14 protein-coding genes, 2 tRNA genes and 1 pseudogene are annotated in these 16,149 nt (G+C 60.6%); 7 read left to right on the plus strand and 10 right to left on the minus strand.

Annotated features, from left to right (window positions below; all coding sequences use genetic code 11):
* Positions 1-7: 7 nt before the first annotated feature.
* From OPU96_RS24885 to OPU96_RS24895, 3 genes are all read right to left on the minus strand, one after another.
* Positions 8-1,876 (minus strand): MFS transporter, encoded by a 1,869-nt coding sequence (locus tag OPU96_RS24885; protein ID WP_498559879.1) that lies wholly within the window; start codon positions 1,874-1,876, stop codon positions 8-10.
* Between the two features lie 67 nt (positions 1,877-1,943).
* Positions 1,944-3,092: a TDT family transporter gene (locus tag OPU96_RS24890; protein ID WP_498559880.1), complete on the minus strand. Its 1,149-nt coding sequence runs from the start codon at positions 3,090-3,092 to the stop codon at positions 1,944-1,946.
* Between the two features lie 93 nt (positions 3,093-3,185).
* A complete protein-coding gene (locus OPU96_RS24895; RefSeq protein WP_498559881.1) occupies positions 3,186-4,370 on the minus strand; it encodes an MFS transporter in 1,185 nt (394 codons plus the stop codon).
* Positions 4,371-4,461: 91 nt separating this feature from the next.
* Here OPU96_RS24895 and OPU96_RS24900 point away from each other — a divergent pair, with 91 nt between their 5' ends.
* Positions 4,462-5,001 (plus strand): TetR/AcrR family transcriptional regulator, encoded by a 540-nt coding sequence (locus tag OPU96_RS24900; RefSeq protein WP_498559882.1) that lies wholly within the window; start codon positions 4,462-4,464, stop codon positions 4,999-5,001.
* 134 nt (positions 5,002-5,135) lie between these two features.
* Here OPU96_RS24900 and OPU96_RS24905 read toward each other — a convergent pair whose 3' ends face one another.
* The 4 genes from OPU96_RS24905 to OPU96_RS24920 form a co-directional block, all read right to left on the minus strand.
* Positions 5,136-5,915 carry an ABC transporter permease gene (locus OPU96_RS24905; protein ID WP_017737220.1) on the minus strand — a complete coding sequence of 260 codons (780 nt, stop codon included), beginning with the start codon at positions 5,913-5,915 and terminating at the stop codon, positions 5,136-5,138.
* A complete protein-coding gene (locus OPU96_RS24910) occupies positions 5,912-6,844 on the minus strand; it encodes an ABC transporter ATP-binding protein (RefSeq protein WP_192298863.1) in 933 nt (310 codons plus the stop codon). Before OPU96_RS24910 ends, OPU96_RS24905 begins: the two co-directional genes overlap by 4 nt.
* Positions 6,845-6,978: 134 nt before the next feature.
* Entirely contained in the window at positions 6,979-7,596 is a 618-nt protein-coding gene (locus tag OPU96_RS24915) for a glutathione S-transferase family protein (protein ID WP_498559883.1), read from the minus strand.
* Between the two features lie 43 nt (positions 7,597-7,639).
* Positions 7,640-8,299, minus strand: coding sequence for a transglutaminase-like domain-containing protein (locus tag OPU96_RS24920; protein WP_192298861.1), 660 nt, complete (start codon positions 8,297-8,299; stop codon positions 7,640-7,642).
* Between the two features lie 158 nt (positions 8,300-8,457).
* On the opposite strand from OPU96_RS24920, the gene OPU96_RS24925 reads away from it, so the two are divergent.
* Both OPU96_RS24925 and OPU96_RS24930 read left to right on the plus strand, forming a co-directional pair.
* Positions 8,458-10,905, plus strand: coding sequence for an acyl-CoA dehydrogenase (locus OPU96_RS24925; protein ID WP_498559884.1), 2,448 nt, complete (start codon positions 8,458-8,460; stop codon positions 10,903-10,905).
* Between the two features lie 75 nt (positions 10,906-10,980).
* A complete protein-coding gene (locus OPU96_RS24930; protein ID WP_192298859.1) occupies positions 10,981-11,388 on the plus strand; it encodes a PA2817 family protein in 408 nt (135 codons plus the stop codon).
* Positions 11,389-11,519: 131 nt separating this feature from the next.
* Here OPU96_RS24930 and OPU96_RS24935 read toward each other — a convergent pair whose 3' ends face one another.
* Entirely contained in the window at positions 11,520-12,452 is a 933-nt protein-coding gene (locus tag OPU96_RS24935) for a LysR family transcriptional regulator (protein ID WP_192298858.1), read from the minus strand.
* 89 nt (positions 12,453-12,541) lie between these two features.
* On the opposite strand from OPU96_RS24935, the gene OPU96_RS24940 reads away from it, so the two are divergent.
* The 4 genes and pseudogenes from OPU96_RS24940 to OPU96_RS24955 all read left to right on the plus strand — a co-directional run bounded on the left by OPU96_RS24940 (position 12,542) and on the right by OPU96_RS24955 (position 15,891).
* The gene (locus tag OPU96_RS24940; protein ID WP_498559885.1) at positions 12,542-13,216 is read left to right on the plus strand and encodes an alanyl-tRNA editing protein; all 675 of its coding nucleotides are present in this window, start codon (positions 12,542-12,544) and stop codon (positions 13,214-13,216) included.
* A 27-nt stretch (positions 13,217-13,243) separates the two neighbouring features.
* Positions 13,244-13,390, plus strand: a pseudogene (locus tag OPU96_RS24945) (phospholipase D-like domain-containing protein); the annotation flags it as partial.
* A gap of 127 nt (positions 13,391-13,517) precedes the next feature.
* Complete coding sequence (locus OPU96_RS24950; RefSeq protein ID WP_226455472.1) at positions 13,518-13,991, plus strand: hypothetical protein; 474 nt, start codon at positions 13,518-13,520, stop codon at positions 13,989-13,991.
* Positions 13,992-14,151: 160 nt separating this feature from the next.
* A complete protein-coding gene (locus OPU96_RS24955) occupies positions 14,152-15,891 on the plus strand; it encodes a dipeptidase (RefSeq protein ID WP_498559886.1) in 1,740 nt (579 codons plus the stop codon).
* Positions 15,892-15,994: 103 nt separating this feature from the next.
* Here OPU96_RS24955 and OPU96_RS24960 read toward each other — a convergent pair.
* Both OPU96_RS24960 and OPU96_RS24965 read right to left on the minus strand, forming a co-directional pair.
* Positions 15,995-16,070 (minus strand) — tRNA-Gly (locus OPU96_RS24960).
* Positions 16,071-16,073: 3 nt separating this feature from the next.
* Positions 16,074-16,149 (minus strand) — tRNA-Glu (locus OPU96_RS24965).

The raw sequence follows: 16,149 nt of genomic DNA on the forward strand, positions 1-16,149 counted from the left end.
CACAAACCTACCTGACACTTCCCCGCAACCCACCAACCACCTCCTGCAATCTTGCAGGCGTCGGCTCTGGCACTGGCTCACCCGCCACCAACACCACCCGCGACCAGACCCGGTGAAAGAAGCCCTTGTTCGGATCGCGACTGAAAAAGCTCCCCCACAACCCCTGCAACGCCAGCGGAATCACCGGCACCGGCGTCTCCTCCAGAATCCGCGTCACCCCACCGCGAAACTCATTCATCTCGCCGTCAGCCGTCAACTTGCCTTCCGGAAAGATGCACACCAACTCGCCGTCCTTCAGATACTGCGCAATCCGCGTGAAGGCCTTTTCGTAGATCTGAATGTCCTCATGCCGCCCGGCAATCGGAATCGCTCCAGCCGTGCGGAAGATAAAGTTCAGTACCGGCAAGTGGTAGATCTTGTAGTACATGACGAAGCGAATCGGCCGACGCACCGCGCCGCCAATCAACAGCGCATCGACAAACGACACGTGGTTGCACACCAGCAATGCCGCGCCCTCATCCGGGATCGCTTCCAGGTTGCGGTGCTCCACGCGGTACATGGAATGGCTGAGCAGCCAGATCATGAAACGCATGGTGAACTCGGGCACGATCCTGAAGATGTAGGTGTTCACCGCGATGTTGAGCAGCGACACCACCAGGAACAACTCCGGAATCGACAGCTTGGCCACGCTGAGCAGCAGGATCGAGACAATCGCCGATACCACCATGAACAACGCATTGAGAATGTTGTTCGCCGCGATCACCCGTGCGCGTTCGTTCTCGGCAGTACGCGACTGGATCAGCGCATACAGCGGCACAATATAAAAGCCGCCAAACACGCCCAGCCCGAGGATGTCGAACAACACCCACCACGCCTGGCCATGGCTCAACACCGCGAGCCAATCGTTGGCCTGTACGTTCTGCGGGAAGCCGCCGGAGTGCCACCACAGCAGCAGGCCAAACACCGTCAGGCCGAATGAACCGAACGGCACCAGGCCGATTTCCACCTTACGCCCGGAGAGTTTTTCGCAGAGCATCGAACCGAGGGCGATACCCACCGAGAACACGGTGAGGATCAGCGTCACTACGGTTTCGTCGCCGTACAACCATTCCTTGGCGTAGGCCGGGATTTGCGTCAGGTAGATCGCACCGACAAACCAGAACCACGAGTTGCCGACAATGGACCGTGACACCGCGGGTGTCTGCCCCAGGCCCAGGCGCAAAGTGGCCCAGGATTCGCTGAAGATATTCCAGTTCAAACGCAGCCCCGGCGTCGACGCCGCCGCCCGCGGAATACTGCGGCTGGCCAGGTAACCGAGCACCGCCACACCGACAATCGCCACCGCTACCACTGGCGCGTAATGGGTCGACGACATCATGATCCCGGCGCCAATGGTGCCGGCCAGGATCGCCAGGAACGTACCCATCTCCACCAGGCCGTTGCCGCCCACCAGCTCATCTTCGTGCAGGGCCTGGGGCATGATCGAGTACTTCACCGGCCCGAACAGCGCCGAATGGGTGCCCATGGCAAACAACGCCAGCAGCATCAATTCCAGATGGTTGGTCAAGAAGCCCGCGGCGCCCACGGCCATGATCACGATCTCGCCGATCTTGATCGCGCGGATCAACGCGTCCTTGTTGAATTTCTCGCCAAACTGCCCGGCCAGCGCCGAGAACAGGAAGAACGGCAGGATGAACAGCAACGCGCACAGGTTGACCCAGATCGAACGATCACCGTCGATGGTCAGCTTGTAGAGAATGGCGAGGATCAGCGATTGCTTGAAGATGTTGTCGTTGAAAGCACCCAGCAACTGGGTAATGAAAAACGGCAGGAAGCGCCGTGTGCGCAGCAAGGTGAATTGCGAGGGGTGGCTCATCGTCCGTGTTCCTGCGTGGCCTGTTTTTTTGTAAAAGCATTCAGGCCACGACTTTACCTAATCCGGCTTACTTATTCCCTAGTCCTGCAATACACGGCGAAACAAAAAGCTCACCTTTATAGGCGCCCTGCACGGTGCGCCTGGCGACGATCAGCCACATCAACGCCAACGTCAGCACCAGCACACTGCCGAACACACTGAAGAACCCCAGGTGCAGCAGGCTCGCCAGCTTCAACGTGGCCAGCGCATACACGCCCAGTGGAAAGGTAAACCCCCACCAGCCGAGGTTGAATGGGATGCCCGCACGCAGGTAACGCAGGGTGATCAACACGGCGATCAGCATCCACCACAAACCGAAGCCCCACAGGGTAATACCGGCCACCAGGCCCAGGCCGTTGGCCATCTCGCCGACACCGGGCATGCCGTTGGCGGCAAAGATCGCCGGGGCGTCGCCGCCGAGCAGCAACATACCCAGGGCACCAGTGCCGATCGGGCCAAGGGCCAGCCAGCTCGACGCAGCCATATTGGCGTGGGGCAGTTTATGCAGGGCCATGCGCAACATCAGGATGGTCAGGATGCTGAACGCCACCGGCAAGGAAAACGCCCACAGTACGTAGCCTGTCACCAGCATCACCAGTTGCCCATGGGCATCGGCCAAGTGCGGCGCCAACAGGCCACCGCTGGCAGCGGCCACTTCAGCAGCGACCACGGGCAGCAGCCACACGGCCGTAATCTGGTCGATGCTATGTTCCTGGCGGGTGAACATCATGAAGGGGATCAACACGCCACAGGCCAGGGCCATTGCCACGTCCAGCCACCACAGGGCTTCGGCCAGCGGTATCACATCGCCGCCCCAGCGCGGCAAGCCGAACAACAGCAAACCGTTGAGAATGGTCGCCAGGCCCATGGGGATGGTGCCGAAGAACATCGAAACCGTGGAGTGCCCGAAGATCCGCCGCGCCTCGTGGAAAAACATCACCCAGCGGGCCGCATACAATCCGCTGAACAATACAAACAGGCCGATGGTGAACCACCACAAGCCTTCGGCGATGGCGTACAAGCCCGGCAGGTTGACCGGCACCTGCGCCAAGGCCAGCGCCAGCACGCCGGTGCCCATGGTCGCGGCAAACCAGTTGGGGGTGAACTGGCGAATCACTTCCCGTGGCCGGGCCAGGTGACTGAAGGGTTTGTAACTGATGGTATTCGAGCAGGTCATGATGGTTATCCTCTTCCTCGCATGAGGTTGAGACCATGGTAGAACCCAATCGAATATCTATATAACGGGTAATTTCTCTAACTGTTATCTGTTTTACCTATAAGCACGTTTTACCGAGCCCTGTACCAGCAGACCGCCCAGGGCACCAAGCGATAGCAGGATCAGCACAACGCCATAGCCATCGGTGGTGGCGATCAGGCCGAAACTGCGGATCAGGTTGCCCGCCAGCAGCGACGGCAGGCAGAACGCCAGGTAGCTCAACACATAAAACGCCGACATCAGGCCGGCCCGCTCGTGGGGCAGCGCCAGGGGCACCACGCTGCGCAACGCGCCAAGAAAACCGGCGCCGAAACCGCTGCCCGCAACCAGCGTGGCCATGAAAAACAGCGGCAGACTGGCACTGTGCACCGCCATGAGGATCAGCCCCACACCGACGGCCAGCAGGCTTGCCCCCAGGCGCAGGACTTTGTCGGCAGGCCGATTGCGCAGGCTGAAGATCATCAGCGCGCCGCTCAAGGTCAGCACCGCCACCAGCCCACCGCCGATCAGGTTGGACGTGGAACCGGTCGCTGCCCGTACCAGCGAGGGCGCCAACGACAGATAGAACCCGCCCATCGCCCACACCGCCACATCCACCGGCAGCGACAACCACAAGGCCCGGCGCGCCTGGGGCGGCACATGCAAGGTCGGGCGCAACGAGGCCAAGGCTCCCGGAACGCGGCTCACGGTTTCCGGCAGGCGCCATACGTACAGCGCCTGCAACAGCATCAGCACGAACAGTGTCCAGTAGATCAACTGCGTCGGCAGCGGCGCGAACTCCACCAGCACGCTGCTGCCCATCGCACCGCACGCCATACCCAGCAACGGCGCCACACTGTCGACCAGCGGCCCCTGCTGGCGATCGTGGTCGAGCAGCGCGGCACCGAGCACGGCGGTGGCCATGCCAGTGGCGAAACCTTGCAACGTGCGTGCAGCAACCAGCCAGGCCACGCTGCCCTCATTGATAAACAGCAACATCGCCAGCATATCCAGGACCAGCGCGGCGAAAATCACCGGCTTGCGCCCCAGGTGGTCCGACAGCGAGCCCACGGTCAACAACGCCGCCAGCAGGCTGATGGCATAGACCCCAAAGATCAGCGTAAGCATGCCCGCGGAAAAATGCAGGCCTTCCTGATACAGGTGATACAACGGCGTCGGCGCGCTGGAAGCGGCGAGGAAGGTCAGCAAGGTGATCGCCAGGAACACCAGGCTGGAACGGTTAGAAGGGTTGCTGGACATGGGCACGCTCCGCTAAAGCTAATATTTTGCTTTTGCTGAGTGTGCTACTGGCCGGCGCTTAAAGCAAATTCTTTGTGTTAAGGTCGCAAACATGGCGATAAAAGAAGGCCTCCGCCCGGGGGGCCGTAGTGCCCGGGTCCAAGAATCCGTCCATACGGCGGTGCGCGAATTGCTGGAAGCCCATGAGCGTTCCAGCGTCACCGTGCCGATGATTGCCGCGCGCGCAGGCGTCACGCCGTCGACCATCTACCGGCGCTGGGGCGACCTTTCGGTGCTGCTGGCCGATGTGGCCCTGGCACGCCTGCGCCCGGACAGCGAACCGGCCAACACCGGCAGCCTGCGCGGCGACCTGCAAGCCTGGGCCGAGCAGTATCTGGATGAGATGAGTTCAGAGCCGGGACGCCACATGATGCGCGACGTGCAATGCAGCCAGACGCCGGGGTATTGCGTGGCGCTGATTGGCGGGCAGTTGCAGGTGATCGTGGATCGCTATCCCGGCGAACAGGCGCCCAGCGTGGAGCGGTTGATCAACCTGCTGGCGGCGCCGACGGTGTTCAGGATCTTGTTTGCGGATGCGCCGTTGCAGGTTGAAGAGCTGCATGCGCTGATCGAGTTGGCACTAAAGCCATAATGCCTTGCACATAACCAAATGTGGGAGCGGGCTTGCTCGCGAACGCAGTGGGTCAGTGAATACATCTTTGACTGATACACCGTCTTCGCGAGCAAGCCCGCTCCCACATTTTCTGACCGCATTCAGTCAGTGAGTCAGGTACGCATCCCACGCCCGCTCACCAGCAGCTTCGCGCAGCCGATATACAGCACCACGGTCGCCACCAGCATGAAGGTGATCGCCACGCTGATCTTGATGTCCGACACCCCCAGAATGCCGTAACGGAACGCGTTGACCATATGCAGCACCGGGTTGGCCAACGACACGGTCTGCCAGAACGGTGGCAGCAAGGTGATCGAATAGAACACCCCGCCCAGGTAGGTCAGCGGCGTCAGCACGAACGTCGGGATGATCGAAATATCATCGAAGTTGCGTGCAAACACGGCGTTGATGAAGCCCAGCAGCGAGAAGATCGTCGCCGTCAACACCACCACCAGAATGGTGACCCCGAGGTGATGCACCTGCAGGTGGGTGAAGAACAGCGACAGCAACGTCACGATCACGCCGACCATCAGGCCACGCAGCACGCCGCCCACGGTGTAGCCGATCAGGATGGTATGCGGCGACACCGGCGACACCATCAGTTCCTCGATCGAACGCTGGAACTTGCTGCCGAAGAAACTCGACACCACGTTGCCGTAGGCGTTGGTGATCACCGACATCATGATCAGCCCCGGCACGATGTACTCCATGTAGGTAAAACCACCCATGTCGCCGATCTGCCGGCCGATCAGGTTACCGAAGATCACGAAGTACAGGACCATGGTGATCGCCGGCGGTAGCAGGGTCTGCGGCCAGATCCGGGTAAAGCGTTTCACTTCGCGATAGATGATGGTTTGCAGCGCGACGAGGTTGGGTTGCAGTTCGGAACTCATAACGCCACCTTCGCCAGATTTTTCTCCACCAGGGACACGAACAACTCCTCAAGGCGATTGGTTTTGTTGCGCAGGCTCAGCACTTCGATGTTCTGGGTCGCCAACTGCGTGAACAGCGCGGTGATGCCCATGGCTTTGTCCACCTGCACTTCCAGGGTGTGGCTGTCGACCAGGCGGCTCGGGTAGCCGAGCAGTTGCGGCGGCACCGACAGATTGTTCTTCAAGTCGAGCAGGAAGGTTTCCACATGCAACTGGCCCAGCAGGTTACGCATGCTGGTGTTCTCGACAATGGTGCCGTGGTCGATGATGCCGATGTTGCGGCACAGCTGCTCAGCCTCTTCCAGGTAATGGGTGGTGAGGATGATGGTGATGCCCTTCTCGTTCAGTTCGGTGAGGAAGGTCCACATCGAGCGGCGCAGTTCGATGTCCACGCCGGCGGTGGGCTCATCGAGGATCAGCAGGCGCGGTTCATGCACCAGCGCGCGGGCAATCATCAGGCGCCGCTTCATGCCGCCGGACAGCGAGCGCGAGGGGACGTCGCGCTTGTCCCACAGGCCCAGTTGGGTCAGGTATTGCTCGGCACGTTCCTTGGCGATTTTCGCCGGGATGCCGTAGTAACCTGCCTGGGTCACGACGATGTCGAAGGTCTTTTCGAACTGGTTGAAGTTGAACTCCTGGGGCACCACGCCGATGGAACGCTTGAGCGCGGCCGGGGATGTGTCCAGGTCATGACCGAAGATGTTCACTGTGCCGCTGGTCTTGTTGACCAGGGTCGACAGGATGCCGATGGTGGTGGATTTGCCGGCACCGTTGGGGCCGAGCAAGGCGAAGAAGTCACCTTCGGCAACGTCCAGATCGATACCACTCAGGGCCTGGAAACCGTTGCCGTAGGTTTTGGTTAGCTGCCGGATGGACAGAGCGGAACTCATATCGGATTACGCACCAAAGAAGAGAAGAGGAAGAATAGATGAAGGCGCACGCCACGAAGTTCAACGGCGGCGCATGACAGGCATGGTGGCTGCCCGCGCCGCACAAGTACAGTCACCTGTATTAATAGTCAGTATTAAGTCAACGCGGTCATGACCGCTTTGCGATAGGCCGGGCGCTGTTGCAGGCGTTGGTACCAGGCCTCTAGATTGGGCATCGCAGGACGTTCGATAGGCATTTCGAACCAGGCGTAGATAAAGCAGCCCAGGGGAATATCACCCATGCCGAATTCGCTGCCCGACAGATACGGCTGCTCGGCGAGGGCTTTTTCCACGGTGCCGAGCACATCGATGCAGGCTTGGCGCGCGGCGTGAATGCTGTCCCAGTTCTGTTTTTCCGCCGGGGTGCGCAGGATGCCCCAGAACACCGTCTTGAACGGCTCGGCGAGAGTGGAAGTGGTCCAGTCCATCCACTTCTCGGCGCTGGCGCGCGCCTTCACATCACTGGGATACCAACTCCCCCCCTGCTTGGCGCAGAGGTAACGCACAATGGTATTGGACTCCCACAGTACAAAGTCGCCGTCTTCGATCATCGGCACCCGGCCGTTGGGGTTCAGCACCCTGTACTGCGGGGTGTCGACCACACCAAACGCCCCGCCGGCATCGATTGACTCATAGTCCAGGCCGAGTTCTTCGGCGCACCACAGTGCTTTCCTGACGTTTGATGAATTTTTACGACCCCAGATTTTCAGCATGACAGTGCCTTATTGTGTGGTGAGCGCAGCAGCATACGCCGGTTCACCCACGGCTTGAATCGGTGTGCATGTCACCGAGCAGCGGCGGACTGTCTGCGGCAAACAGATGCGGGTAACACGTACGAATATGCTCGAAGAAAAACGCTTCAGGCACATCGGAAAACTGCCCATGGTCGACGATGTACTCCATCGAGCGCTGCCCCTGGCGGTTGAACGCGTGGAACACACTGTCATTGATCCCATCGAATTCCAGCGGCGGCACATCGAACACGTCACACAACTGCCTGTTGAATGCCGGGGTGGCCTTGACCCAACGCCCGCGCAAGTAAAGTTCGGTGTAACCGTGCATGGCGAATACATCGCTTTTGAGTAAAGCGAGCAGGCGCGGCGTCGACAGATGATTGCGCACATCCGCCAGGCCGATACGCGCCGGGATGCCGCAGTGGCGAGCGCAAGCAGCGAGCAGGTTGGCCTTGGGCACGCAATAGCTTTCACCGCTGGCCAAGGCGAAGCTGGCATTCAAGGTGCTGGGATCGCGGCTGAAGGTATAGGGGTTGTAGCGAATCGCCTCACGTACGGCGTAATAAAGACTGACTGCCTGGTCATTAAAATCCGCACTGGTACTGCGATGCTTTTCGGCGAACTCCACCACCGCAGGGTGGTCACTATCGATGAAGCGGCTGGGACTCAGGTACGTATCCATGAGCGTTATCTCCGAAGGAAGCCTGGAGTCTAACCACAGGCCTGCCATCGAGATAACGACGAATCGGCCAAATCTCGTTACACCCGGATCACCCCGCTTGCTCGGATGCCGACTAAGCTCCCTGGTGGTTTCGCCCCTGGTTTCACGGAGGATTGAATATGCTGTTGTTGTGGATACTGGTTCTGGTGGTCGGCATTGCCTACCAGGCACACCGGCGCACCGCGCCCCTGCCCGCCCTGGGCGTGGTCGCCGTCTACCTGCTGGCGATGGGCGCATGGAGCCACGCGCCAGGCTGGCTGCTGCTGGTTTTCTGGATACTGATCGCCGTTGTCGCCGCGCCGTTGCTGCTGCCCGACCTGCGCCGCCAATACTTCACCAAGCCGCTGTTCAGCTGGTTCCAGAAAGTCCTGCCACCGATGTCCGAGACCGAACGCGATGCCATCGACGCCGGCACCGTGTGGTGGGATGGCGAACTGTTCAGCGGCCGCCCGGACTGGGACAAGCTGCTCGCTTACCCCAAGGCCCAACTGACTGAAGAAGAACAGGCGTTTATCGACGGCCCCACCGAAGAACTCTGTGCAATGGTCAGCGACTGGGACATCGGCCAGGCCATGGACCTGCCGCCCGCCGCCTGGGAGCACATCAAGACCCATGGCTTCTTCGCCCTGATCATCCCCAAGGAATACGGCGGCAAGGGCTTCTCGGCCTACGCCCACTCCCAGGTGGCGATGAAACTCGCGACCCGCAGCGGCGACCTGGCGTCCACCGTGATGGTGCCCAACTCCCTCGGCCCGGCCGAACTGTTGCTGCACTACGGCACCGACGAGCAACGCAACCACTACCTGCCGCGCCTGGCCCGGGGCGACGACATTCCGTGCTTCGCCCTCACCGGCCCGCTGGCCGGCTCCGACGCCGGTGCCATGCCCGACACCGGGGTGATTTGCAAAGGTGAATGGCAAGGCAAGGAAACCCTCGGCCTGCGCCTGAACTGGGAAAAACGCTATATCACCCTGGGCCCGGTCGCGACCCTGCTCGGGCTGGCGTTCAAGGCCCATGACCCGGATCACCTGCTGGGTGAAGAGGAAGACCTGGGCATCAGCCTCGCGCTGATCCCCACCGATACACCGGGTGTGGAAATCGGCCGTCGCCACCTGCCGCTGGGCGCCGCGTTCATGAACGGTCCCAACTCCGGCAAGGACGTGTTCATCCCCCTGGAATTCCTGATTGGCGGCCAGGAGATGCTCGGCAAGGGCTGGATGATGTTGATGAACTGCCTGTCCGTGGGCCGTTCGATTTCCCTGCCTGCCGTGGGCACCGGCGCCGCCAAGTTCACCAGCCTGGTCACCGGCCAATATGCCCAGGTCCGCGAGCAGTTCAACGTCCCGCTGTCGGCGTTCGAAGGTATCCAGGAAGCCCTGGCGCGGATCGGCGGCAATGCCTGGCTGATGGACAGTGCGCGCATGCTCACCGCCAACGCGGTGGACCTCGGGGAGAAACCCTCGGTGCTGTCGGCGATCCTCAAGTACCACCTCACCGAACGCGGCCGCGAGTGCATCGGCCACGCCATGGACGTGCACGGCGGCAAGGGCATCATCATGGGCCCGAACAACTACCTGGGGCGCAGTTGGCAAGGTGCGCCGATCTTCATCACCGTGGAAGGCGCGAATATCCTCTCGCGCAACCTGATGATCTTCGGCCAGGGCGCGATCCGCTGCCATCCGTTCGTGCTCAAGGAAATGGCCTTGGCCGGTCGTGAAGACCACGATCAGGCGCTGAAGGAATTCGATGGCCTGTTGATGCAACACATTGGTTTTGCCGTGAGCAACGCCGCCAGCACCCTGGTGTTGAACCTGGGCATCGGTCACTTCGAGAAAGCACCGGGCAACCGCTTGAGCCAGGGTTATTTCCGCGCGCTGAACCGTCAGGCCGCGGCGTTCGCCCTGCTCGCCGACCTGAGCATGATGCTGCTGGGTGGCGAACTCAAACGCCGCGAACGCCTGTCGGCACGCCTGGGCGATGTACTCAGCCACATGTATCTGGCCTCGGCGGCGCTCAAGCGTTACCACGACCTGGACTCGCCGGGCCACATGGAGCCGCTGTTCGCCTGGGCCATGGAGGAAAGCCTGGGTGAATCGGAGCGCGCACTGGACGAACTGCTCAGCAACTTCCCGAACAAGGTGCTCGGTTGCCTGCTGCGGGTGATCGTGTTCCCGTTCGGCCGTCGGCATACCGGGCCATCCGATGCGCTGGATGCCGAAGTCGCCGCAGTGATCGGCCGCGCCAAGGGCGATCCGACCCTGGAAGAGTTGCTGGCTGGCTGCTACCGCCCGCAATCGACGCAAGACCCGGTCGGCGCCCTGCAACATGCCTACGACCTCCTGGGCGCCAGCCATGCGTTGCAGAAGAAACTGCATACCGCGCTCAAGAGCGGCCAGGTCAAACCGGCGGCTGGCGAGCATGCCATCGACGCGGCGCTGGAAGCGGGCGTGCTGCAACCGGCCGAAGCGCAAACCCTGCGCGACGCCGAAGCGGCGCGGCGCAAGGTGATCGACGTGGATGATTTCAGCAAGGAAGAGCTGGCCCAGGCAGAGGGCACAGTCCGCTGATACCGGCGGTCATATAAATACGGGCGCGAGGGCTATATACTCTCGCGCCCGTTTTTGCTTTAGAGGACTTATCTCGTGTCCAACGTCGTTGCCGATCATCTCGTCTTGCTCGACCACCTGCGCAGCATCCTGGTTGCCGTCGGCGAAGCCGAACAGGTGCCCGAGGAAAGCCACACCTTGTTTCTGGAGCGTTTCGACGAATTGCGCGCCCTGCTACCGATCGACCCGATCGAAAGCCAGTACCTGGGCCAGGACCTGATGAGCCAGGTCATCTTGCGCTACCCACAAATCGCCCATCTGGTGCCACGCGACTTGCTGTGGTTCTTTGGCGGCGATTGCCTGCACTTCATGCCGGACGAAGAACTGGACATGTACCAGGCCCTGGAAGAGCGTCGCTTCGAAGCCGAACAGAACGACGAACCGTTCGACTGGAACCAGGAAAAGCAGCTGCTGGCCATGCCTGAAGACCAAAGCAAGCACTGATAGTCGAAACACCGCAGAACCCAATGTGGGAGCGGGCTTGCTCGCGAATACGGAGTGTCAGTCAATATATTCATCAACTGGCAGACCGCTTTCGCGAGCAAGCCCGCTCCCACATTTTTTAGACCGTGTATCTACCGTCGGCGCAACGTCGGCTCTTTGGCCATGCACTCCACCAGATAATCAATAAACACCCGCAGCTTGGGCGGCAGATACCGCGTTGGCGAATGCAGCAGCCACACATCGCCGTGGTACGACGCAATAAAATCCCACTGCGGCAACACCTGCACGACCCTCCCCGCGTCCAGATCATGGCGCGCCGTAAAGTACGGCAGACTGCCAATACCCACATGCTGCAAAACCGCATCCAACCGCACGCCGGTATGGTTCGCCGCATAACGCCCACGCACCCCGACCGTCACCGTCTTGCCAGCCTGGCGAAACTTCCAGCGCGCATCCGCGGCAGTTTCTCCCAGGTAGATGCAACTGTGCTCCAGCAGGTCATGGGGATGCTCCGGCGTGCCGTACTCAGCCAGATACTGCGGCGTCGCGCACAGCAAGTGTTCGATGGGAAACAATGGCCGCCCCACCAACCCCGGCGGCGGGCTTTCGGAGATGCGCAGGATCAGATCCAGGTTGTCGTCGATCAAATCCACCGGCCGGTCTTCCAGGATCAACTGCACATCCACTTTGGGATAACGCCGCAAGAACTCCGGCACATGGGGATGCACCACAAACCGCCCCACCGCCTTGGGCACGCTGACCCGTACCAGGCCTTCGGCCTCATGGGTAAATTGGCCGCTGACTTCCATCACCGAGCGCGCCGCGTTGACCATGTCCTGGCAACGCTTGAATACCTCTTCACCGCCCTCGCTCAAACGCAATTTGCGCGTGGTGCGTTGCAGCAAACGCGTGGCCAGGGCTTTTTCCAGGCGCGAAATGCTGCGGCTGACCGATGACGGCGAAGCGCCCATTTGCCGGGCGGCCGCGGAAAAGCTGCCGGTTTCCACCACCTTGACGAAAATCGCCATTTCGCCCAGCAGCGGCAAAGGAAGATTGATGCTCATGACGCACAGGTCCATTGATAATTGAGCGGATTATCACCTATTGACGCACTATTTATACTGCGCGCAGAACCCTGATGCGGATGTAGAAAATGACCGAGCGCCTGTTTTTCACCCATGACCACCTGACGGCCGAGCTCGAAGTGCTCAGTTGCACGCCCCACGAGGCGCAATTTGCAGTCATCCTGCAGTCGACGATCTTCCATCCCCAAGGCGGTGGCCAGCCATTCGATACCGGCTGGCTCGGTGACAGCCAGGTATTGCGCGTCATCCAGGAAGCCGACCAGGTGGTGCACTACGTTGATCAAGCGGTCGCCCTTGGTCCGATCAGCGCGCGCGTCGATGAGACACGCCGCGCCCTGCACACCCGCCTGCATTCTGCCGGGCACCTGATCGGCAACGCCGGCGAAAGCCTCGGCTGGATGCCGATCAAGGCCCATCACTGGCCGGGCGAAGGCAAGATCACTTTTATCCGTGGTGAAGCGGCACAAACCATCGACGCCGAGACCATCCAGCAACAGGTCAACCAATGGATCGCCGCGGATTACTCGCGCCATATGGCCTTGGATGAAGGCACCCGCGAAGTCGGCTTCGGCGAATTGCCCGCCTACGCCTGTGGCGGCACACACGTCCAGGCCCTGAGCGAACTGGGCCAGGTAAAAATCCTCGCCCTCTCGGAAAAAAAAGGCGCCCTCTGCGTCCGCTACGAGCTTTGCAGTGAGCAGGCTTGCCCCGCGCCGGGGGGCGAAGCCGCCCCAAAACCGTAAACCGCGGTATTTCAGAAAGACCGAGGCGCCTGGATTGGCACCAGCAACTGGTTGGGCGGCTACCTGGATAATTCACGCAACCTGGAGGTGGTGATGCGCAATGAAGCGATGGCTAAACGTGTAGGGCAACTGCATGAGCAGTTGTGGGACGGGCCCTCTGCCAAAGCGCTGTAGGTGACAGACGAGTATCCAGCCCCACCCCAGGCACCTTGTAAAATGTCGTTCGCTTGCTAGCCTTGCACTCTCTGGGCGCAGCTTTAGCGGTGCTGCGCGTTCAGGTCACTCACATGAGAGCCCGCCCATGAAAACCGCCGCCCTTCGCTTTTCTTGCATGTTGCTGTTGCTTATCCCTCTGAGCGCCTGCGTCAACAACGTGCAAACACTGACCCTCGTCACCCTCGCCGACGGTACGCGCGGCCTCAAAAACGCAGTCGATATCGGGCCTGTGGGCGCCTCCCAAGGCGATCTTTTTGTATTCGATCAACCCTTGATGGACCAGGACCGCAAAGACATCGGCAGCAACAGTGGCTACTGCGTCACCACCCTGCCGGGGGTACACAGCCAATGCCAATGGACACTGCTGTTCTTCGGCCCCGATAAAACCGTCATAGGCACCATCGTCGTAGGCGGGCAGGAGCTTGAAGCGGGTCAATCCACAGTCGCCGTCCTCGGCAGCACGGGAAAATATGCCGGGGTTACCGGCACAATGACTTCCGCGCCCAACCTCGATGGAACATTCACCCAAACCCTGTATTTGGTTAGCCATCAACCGTGAAAATCGCCGCTTCTGATCGGGCAGTGATTGCAGAGCGAAGCAGGAAAATTCCCTCACTCGGGTCTCCCACCCCCTCCTTTGCAGTGTTAGTGTGTGGAAATGTTTCTGACACTTCAGTCAGAAACCTCTTACTCACCACCTGCAAAGGAATGCTCCAACAATGCACTTCCCACTCAAGCAACTGGCGGCTGCCAGCCTGTTCGCAGCCAGCCTCTCGGCGATCGTCACCCCCGCCTTCGCCAACATCTCCGCCGAGCAAAGCACCGCGATTCTCAAGAATTTCAACGAAACCTCCGTCACTGATTTCCGTGGTTTCCTCGGCACCCTGGCCAAGGGCGACCTGGGCAAGACCGCCGACGTGGGCCCGGCGATCAGCGCCTTTCTCGACAACAAGCCGCTGAACGCCGACCAGCAGAACGAGATCAATCGCCTGCTGGGCATTTATACCCGCGTGAAGTACGGCAAAGCCGCCACCGAAACCCTGCGCGAGCTGGTGGAAATTCCGACCTTCAACATCGACGGTATGCCGCAGTACAAAAACCCGGAGTTCCTCAGGATCGCGGCCAAGCTCAAGGACCTGGCAGAGGCCTTCAACCTGAACTTCCGCAATATCGACAACCGCGTGTATGAAATTTCCCTGGAAGGCGCCAGCGATGAAGTGGTCGGCATTCACGCCCATGCCGACGTAGTGCCGGTCACGCCGGAAAACTGGGTGTTGAAAGATGGCACCAAGCTCGACCCGTTCAAGGTCACGCTGATCGGCGACCGCATGTACGGCCGTGGCACCGAGGATGACAAGAACGGCATCGTGGTGGCGATGTATGCCATGAAGGTGATCAAGGAAGAGAAGCTGCCGTTGGCGCGCACGTTCAAACTGCTGGTGGACACCACCGAGGAAACTTCCGGCGATGCGATCCCGTATTACTTCGAAAAGAACCCGACACCGCAGTACAACCTAGCGCTGGACGGTGGCTATCCGGTGGTGATTGCCGAGAAAGGCTACGGCACCGTGATGGCCACCTTCCCGCGCCGTAAAGGCGAAGGCAAGGGTGCGGAAATCATTGCGATGACCGGGGGCATGGCGACCAACCAGATTCCATCGGCCTCGGTGGCGACCTTTGTCAGCGACAAGCCCGCCGAACTGGCGGCCAGCCTGCAAAAAGCCGGTGCGGCGTATGCCAAGGCCAATGGTGGCGACTTCGAGGTGGCAGCCAAGGCGGCCGGTAAAGAAGTGAAGCTGACGGTGACCGGTGTTTCAGCGCACTCCTCCGAGCCTGAATCCGGCATCAACCCGGTGGCGCGCATGCTCGAGTTGATCCACAGCATCGACGGCAAGATCGCCCTCAAGCACAACCACATCACCGACGCCGCGCGTTATGCGTCCGACAACTGGGGCCTGGATTACCTGGGCGGCAAGCTGGGGGTGGGTTTCTCCGACGAGTTCATGGGGCCGCTGACCACCTCGCTGACGTTTGTCGGCCAGGATGACAACGCCTTCAAACTGGCAGTGAACCTGCGGGTGCCGAAGGGTAAATCCCCAGAGACGTTGAAAGCGGAAATCGCCGACAAACTCAGCGCCTGGGACAAGCACACCAAGGTCAAGGTGGATTTCACCTACTCGGTGGCCGAGCCGATGTACCGCAACCCGGAAGGCGAGTGGGTCAAGGCGCTGCTGGCAGTGGCCAGCGAAAACCTGGGCATGGAGCACAAGTTCGGCACGTCGGCCGGGGCGACCTCGGTGCATGAACTGCCCAATGGCGTGCAATTCGGCCTGGCGCGGCCCGAAGTGAAGTACACCGGGCACACCGACAATGAGTTCAAGACAGTCGAGCAGTTCCTGCTGGATTTGCAGATCGTCACTGAAATGATGGGGCGTGTCGGGCAGTTACCGAAGCTCTGACCTCGACAAGGGAGCCCGCCGCGATGGCGGGCTTTTTTCATCGGCCATCAATCACGCACAAACAAAAACGCCGATCATCGCTGATCGGCGTTTTTGTTGAATATGGAGCGGGAAACGAGACTCGAACTCGCGACCCCGACCTTGGCAAGGTCGTGCTCTACCAACTGAGCTATTCCCGCAAATGGCGTCCCCTAGGGGACTCGAACCCCTGTTACCGCCGTGAAAGGGCGGTGTCCTAGGCCACTAGACGAAGGGGAC

This window comes from Pseudomonas sp. RP-B7 (assembly GCF_059803535.1).

Bases quoted from the DNA above. Each gene is read 5' to 3' on its own strand.
- OPU96_RS24895 (WP_498559881.1), bottom strand. From the start codon at position 4,370: ATGTCCAGCAACCCTTCTAACCGTTCCAGCCTGGTGTTCCTGGCGATC.
- OPU96_RS24935 (WP_192298858.1), bottom strand. From the start codon at position 12,452: ATGAGCATCAATCTTCCTTTGCCGCTGCTGGGCGAAATGGCGATTTTC.
- OPU96_RS24950 (WP_226455472.1), top strand. From the start codon at position 13,518: ATGAAAACCGCCGCCCTTCGCTTTTCTTGCATGTTGCTGTTGCTTATC.
- OPU96_RS24955 (WP_498559886.1), top strand. From the start codon at position 14,152: ATGCACTTCCCACTCAAGCAACTGGCGGCTGCCAGCCTGTTCGCAGCC.
- OPU96_RS24885 (WP_498559879.1), bottom strand. From the start codon at position 1,876: ATGAGCCACCCCTCGCAATTCACCTTGCTGCGCACACGGCGCTTCCTG.
- OPU96_RS24890 (WP_498559880.1), bottom strand. From the start codon at position 3,092: ATGACCTGCTCGAATACCATCAGTTACAAACCCTTCAGTCACCTGGCC.
- OPU96_RS24925 (WP_498559884.1), top strand. From the start codon at position 8,458: ATGCTGTTGTTGTGGATACTGGTTCTGGTGGTCGGCATTGCCTACCAG.
- OPU96_RS24905 (WP_017737220.1), bottom strand. From the start codon at position 5,915: ATGAGTTCCGAACTGCAACCCAACCTCGTCGCGCTGCAAACCATCATC.
- OPU96_RS24900 (WP_498559882.1), top strand. From the start codon at position 4,462: ATGGCGATAAAAGAAGGCCTCCGCCCGGGGGGCCGTAGTGCCCGGGTC.
- OPU96_RS24915 (WP_498559883.1), bottom strand. From the start codon at position 7,596: ATGCTGAAAATCTGGGGTCGTAAAAATTCATCAAACGTCAGGAAAGCA.
- OPU96_RS24910 (WP_192298863.1), bottom strand. From the start codon at position 6,844: ATGAGTTCCGCTCTGTCCATCCGGCAGCTAACCAAAACCTACGGCAAC.
- OPU96_RS24920 (WP_192298861.1), bottom strand. From the start codon at position 8,299: ATGGATACGTACCTGAGTCCCAGCCGCTTCATCGATAGTGACCACCCT.
- OPU96_RS24940 (WP_498559885.1), top strand. From the start codon at position 12,542: ATGACCGAGCGCCTGTTTTTCACCCATGACCACCTGACGGCCGAGCTC.